This window comes from Halobacillus sp. (assembly GCF_049282395.1).
Classification (GTDB): Bacteria; Bacillota; Bacilli; order Bacillales; family Halobacillaceae; genus Halobacillus.
In genome coordinates, this window is record NZ_JBAPTY010000127.1 from 1 (window position 1) to 5,226 (window position 5,226).

The 5,226-nt window shown below is 43.4% G+C and carries 5 protein-coding genes; 3 read left to right on the forward strand and 2 right to left on the reverse strand.

Annotated elements, in window-relative coordinates; translation table 11 throughout:
- Positions 1–104: 104 nt before the first annotated feature.
- Both WAM07_RS05980 and WAM07_RS05985 read right to left on the reverse strand, forming a co-directional pair.
- On the reverse strand, positions 105–1,274 hold the full coding sequence (locus tag WAM07_RS05980; RefSeq protein WP_422165591.1) for a DUF4317 domain-containing protein: 1,170 nt from the start codon (positions 1,272–1,274) through the stop codon (positions 105–107).
- A 168-nt stretch (positions 1,275–1,442) separates the two neighbouring features.
- Positions 1,443–1,616, reverse strand: a complete 174-nt coding sequence (locus tag WAM07_RS05985) for a hypothetical protein (protein ID WP_173380428.1) — start codon at positions 1,614–1,616, stop codon at positions 1,443–1,445.
- A 403-nt stretch (positions 1,617–2,019) separates the two neighbouring features.
- Between WAM07_RS05985 and WAM07_RS05990 the strand changes: the two genes are divergently transcribed.
- The 3 genes from WAM07_RS05990 to WAM07_RS06000 form a co-directional block, all read left to right on the forward strand.
- On the forward strand, positions 2,020–4,215 hold the full coding sequence (locus tag WAM07_RS05990; RefSeq protein ID WP_422165592.1) for an ATP-dependent helicase: 2,196 nt from the start codon (positions 2,020–2,022) through the stop codon (positions 4,213–4,215).
- Between the two features lie 137 nt (positions 4,216–4,352).
- A complete protein-coding gene (locus WAM07_RS05995; RefSeq protein ID WP_422165594.1) occupies positions 4,353–4,721 on the forward strand; it encodes a hypothetical protein in 369 nt (122 codons plus the stop codon).
- Positions 4,722–4,954: 233 nt separating this feature from the next.
- Positions 4,955–5,226 (forward strand): FAD-binding domain-containing protein (locus tag WAM07_RS06000; RefSeq protein WP_422165596.1); only part of this gene is annotated, 272 nt, incomplete at its 3' end.

The window sequence follows — 5,226 nt, forward strand, 5'->3', positions numbered from 1 at the left end:
GAGGCATTCTCCTCTCTTCATTTATTTGGTTTACTTAAAAGTAAAAATCAACACGGAGGTCTAGCAAAATCTCCGTGTTGATTTGTTATCTGCACCGGTCATAACTAGTACTCCCCAAACGCTTCTGGAAGCATCTTAAATCCATCAATCTCTGCATCTTCTTCTACTTCAATCATAATGCAACGTTTTCCTTTATAGTTGACCTGTCTCACATATTCCAGATCCTGAGGGCTGATGGAAATGTTAGCGATTTTTGTGTTGATTTTGATCGATTTAGTTTTGTATTTAGGCACAATGCTGCTTGCCTTAAGTTCATACGTTTCGTTATCCGTTACGCGCTGGAAAGCGGTTTTTACTTTTTCAGAGTCGACCTGTTCTCCGCTCTGAGTAAGCACACGCTCCACGTCCTTGTAATCGAGTCTTGGCGGTTCATCCTCTTCATTTTCTTCCACGACGCGGTTGATTTCCCCGTACACACTGGCGAGAGTGGAAGGGTTAAGCTGGTCGCCGACGACATCTTTAATGACTTCCTCGAACACGGCCTTATCTTCTTTCGCTGTCATGATTTCTTCGCCGTTTAAGACGTCTTCAATGAAGCGGTAGTCTGGTTCATTGGCTTTTCCAGAAGCGTAAAGAACGTGGTTCACATCAGAAGCCCCATCTGTGATGGTTGGAAATAGAAATCCAGTCATCGGGTGCTTGAGATCAATGACAGGATCTACCTCAATTTTATATTTGAATTCTTTCTCCACGTAGTCGAACTGGATTTCCTTCTTAGGCTCCTGCGTCTGATTGACACTGCACAGAATAAAGGAATTGGAATAAACAGCGTCACGTTCACTTTCTTCTGCTTCGTCATTGCGGCGCTTCGCCGGCTTCAAGTACTCGGCACGGATAAAAGTGAGGACGACATCCTTTTCATAAGGATTGTCCCGAATCATCTTTTCGGTCATCTTAAGCATTTGTTCTTTCCAGTCCTCGACGTTCGTGCTCAATAGTCCTTTATGTAAAATAAGCTGACTATGGTCTTCGGCTTCTCGCACAAATTTCAGTTCAAATAATTTTTCATCCAGCTGTCCGGTCAAAACCTTTTTGAAATTGTTCATAAACAGTTCCTGCTGGTCCTGGTCGAGCATTTCAAACGGCTGACTCTGGTGATGATAAATATCTGTCGTTTCTTTCATAATATATACGTTAAAAATATCTGAGATTTTCATGAGGTCGTTATCCACTTTAAACTGTTTGCGGATCCCGGCTATATCTTTTTTGTCCATCTGTCGTCCACTCCTAAGCTTATAATCCTTCTCTATTATTCTAACATAGGGACCGTGGAAGCAATCACGCAGACGTTAGAATTTGTAGAGGGGCAGATTGATGTATGGAGAGCTTTTGAGGTGGGAAAAGGAAAAGACTCCTCCAATTGGAGAAGTCTTTTTATAACATTAGTTAGCCTGGTTAGGACGATGTGATTTTCTAGCGCGTTTAGCTTCCTCTTTGTGGGTTCGATTGGCTTCTGCGCTGCCGAATCCTTCTGCAAATTCTGTGTCAGCTTTCTTCGGATCGAATCCATTTTTATGCTTTTGCTCCGGATCGTTCTTCTTGGTTCTCTTCGCCATGAGTATCGCCTCCTTTTCAAATTTAGTATAAGATGCTGTGCAGAATTTATACGAACTAAGGAATTCAGTGTGGACGGCGCAATGGAGGATTCTGACGGTGCAATAGACGTAGCTAACAGCACCGCATGTGGACACGAACCAAGTTTTACACCTCGATTCCGCTCGAGCATGACCCAATCCTGGTATCGAAACGGTGGCGAAGGAGAAAAAGTTACCGCATCCTCATTTAATTAATATTCACTCCCTAGAGGTAGAATCCTACTCTTATAAGAGATATAATGTGAAAAGGATATTGGGTGCCTGAGTACTCAATCGATTGATATGAATAGATGGAAGAAGGGCATCTACACCTTCTTCCATCTATTTTTCTTTGTTAGTAAGGATAGAAAGGAGGGAAGTACCTATGACGAAGGACTTCTTTGCATTCATGGAAGAAACCACGGGTGTCCGTTTGAATGACGTGCAGAGACAAGCGGTTCTACACACGGATGGGCCACTGCTCCTTCTTGCGTCCCCGGGTTCAGGTAAAACAACTACACTAAATATGAAGATCGGCTATTTATTGCTTGAGAAAAAAGTGAGAGCGGACAGGATAATGGCAATTACCTTCAGTAAAGCGTCTGCCCGGGATATGTCGGAACGTTTTGATCGGTTCTTTTCCGGCTTAACGAATGAGAAAGTTCATTTTTCTACTATTCACAGCTTCGCCTTCCAAGTCGTTCGGGAGTATCTGCGTAAGAAAAATCAGGATTTTCAGCTAATCGAAGGGCAGGTTCCGCAGGATGAATGGAAAAAAGGCTGGGACGGTCCAGAGGTCCCCCTGCATAAGAAATTTATTTTGAAAAAGATTTATGAGGATACGAACGGCACGCAAATGACGGATGACGAGATGGACGAACTGATGACTTATATCAGCTTTGTGAAGAACCGGATGGCTTCTGGGAAGGAATTGGACAAAATCACCTGCACCGTTAAAAATGCGGTTTCCATCTATCAAGCCTATGAACGCTTCAAGAAAAATCATTCAGCGCACCTGTTACTGGATTTCGACGATATGCTGACGTATTGCTATCAGTATTTATTAGATGATGCCGCCATTTTGTCTAAATATCAGAAGAAATTCGAGTATCTTCTGACCGATGAGAGCCAGGATAATTCCGTCGTTCAGCATGAGATTGTGAAGCTGTTATCCAAGCCGCAAAACAACCTTTGTGTAGTGGCAGATGATGACCAGTCCATCTTTATGTGGCGCGGGTCGGATGTGACGAAGCTGCTGCAGTTCGAGAAGGAGTACCCTGGCGCCACGGTGATGACGATGTCTCAGAATTACCGCTCCTCACAGGAGATCGTCCAGGCTTCTAATCAGTTCATTAAGCGTAACCAGAACCGTTATCCAAAGGAAATGTTCACGGCCAATTCATCCGATCAGCCGGTCGCTATCAAGACGATGCATCATTATGAGGATCAGTTGAAGTATGTGACAGAAGAGATAAAAAAGAGTGGAGTCAGCGAGGAAGTCGCTGTCCTCTATCGGAATAACGCTTCTGCGGTGCCGCTTGCGGATAAGCTGGACAAGGCGGGAGTCCACTTCTATATGAAAGATATTGACCCGAAGTTTTTCAAACACTGGATTGTTGAAGATATGCTGAATTTCATGCGCTTTTCTTATAATGACCGCAGGATTGATATTCTCGAAAGAATTCATATGAAATTCAATGCCTATATATCGAAGCGGCAGATCGCCTACTTGAAGAAGGTGCCGATAGAAACATCTATTTTTGACACGCTGCTTGAGAGTGAGCTGCCTTCCTATCAGAAGAAGGCCATTCCAAAAGCACAGAAACAGTTCCAATCCATTAATCAAATGCCGCCGGATCAAGCTATTCGAACGATCCGGGAAAAGCTTGGCTATGACCACGCGATCAAAAAAACGTGTGAGAAATTCGGCTTTAACGCGGAACATCTTTTCGGCATCATCGACACGTTGGAAAAGATTGCGGAAGGTCTGGAGACGCTAAAAGACTTCGCCAATCGCTTGAAGGAATTGGAGCATCTCGTACAAACGTCTAAATTTAATAAGAATAAAAGCAATTTGACGCTCACCACTTTTCACAGTGCTAAAGGTTTAGAGTATGACAAGGTTTATATGATCGACCTCATTAATGGAGTCGTTCCGTCACAAAATGATATGGAGCGCTACCGTAACAAAGAGTATGGTCCTATGGAAGAAGCAGTACGTCTGTTTTATGTGGGGATGACGAGGGCGCGGACGAACCTGGAACTCCTGACGTATCACTATAAAGGTAGCGAACGGGTGACAGAATCGATTTTTGTAACAAATGTAAAGAAGATTGTGCAGCCCGCAGGCGAACCCTCTTCTTCTAAGAAGAGTAAGTATGCCGCATCTGATTTGTCGGATGAAAGTCTGCTTCAGCTCGATGAAATTGATCTGGGGTTAGAGGTCATTCACAGTAAGTTTGGTCCTGGTGTGATTAAAGAGTACGGCGGAGATCAAATCGGAATTCAGTTTGAAGAGGGTGGTTACAAGGAACTGCTTTTAGAAGTTTGTTTGAGTAACGGTCTGCTTAAGAAGCTGTAAAATGAAGGCTCGCTATATAAGGCCGGGAGTTAGCCTGAAGACAGAGGAGCTTTTAAAAAGTTCAGGGTCCATAAACTAATCATTCCTTTTCCCCTTCATTCTTCATAGGATATAAAAATGGATGAGAGGGGAGCTACATGTCTCAACGAGCTCAACGAGGGAATAACCTTCTTTTTATGACAGAACCGGCCGGGCAGACGATTGAACCAGGGAAGACGGTAGTGGTGACAGGAATGGAAGCTGGTGGAATTCACGTTCAGCCTTTTTACACGATCCGAGTCGTTGCGGGAAACCGGATTGTTTCAGAGGGGTCTGTAACTCTTAAATTAATAACAAAAATTGATCAGGTTAATTTTTTAGTGCTGGATATACTTATCCTTGATCCAGGTGAACAACTTACTCGAACTTATCATGCGCCTGGTCTCGATTTGGTCATGAAAGCAGAGGTACCGGAAGATTCCGGGGTAAATGCGATTGATGTGGCTGTATTTGGTTTCAAATTTTAAGGCTTTCCACCCGAAGAGTAAGGAAGCTGTTCTGATTAGACGGGGCAGCTTCCTTTATTACATAGTTTTGAACGACTATTATATCCGGAACAAGTACGAAACATTTGGGTGCCATAATAAAAAGTACCTCTGCCTATAAAAAAATTTAAAAAAATATGAGACCGAAACGCTCTTCCAAATCGATAATAGATATGGAGGAGTTTTTTTATACAAAAAAGAAAGAGGCGGTACTTATGAATTATTTAAGAGAATTGAATGGATTCTTCGATCAGATTGAACTGGATGGATTATCAGCATCAGCGGTAGGATTGTGGTACACGCTGCTGCTGGACTGGCGGAAACCCGGTCATGCACTGGCAGGACTTTTTCTGGATTATGAACCAGGCATTCACTACAGCCAGATTCAAATGCAGTCTGGCACGACCGGGTTTAATACGATACGTATTTATAATCCGGTCAAACAGGGGATTGATCATGACCCGGACGGGGCGTTCATCAAGCGGTT

Coding starts and splice junctions, on each gene's coding strand:
- WAM07_RS05980 (WP_422165591.1), bottom strand. CDS start 1,274: ATGGACAAAAAAGATATAGCCGGGATCCGCAAACAGTTTAAAGTGGAT.
- WAM07_RS05990 (WP_422165592.1), top strand. CDS start 2,020: ATGACGAAGGACTTCTTTGCATTCATGGAAGAAACCACGGGTGTCCGT.
- WAM07_RS05995 (WP_422165594.1), top strand. CDS start 4,353: ATGTCTCAACGAGCTCAACGAGGGAATAACCTTCTTTTTATGACAGAA.
- WAM07_RS05985 (WP_173380428.1), bottom strand. CDS start 1,616: ATGGCGAAGAGAACCAAGAAGAACGATCCGGAGCAAAAGCATAAAAAT.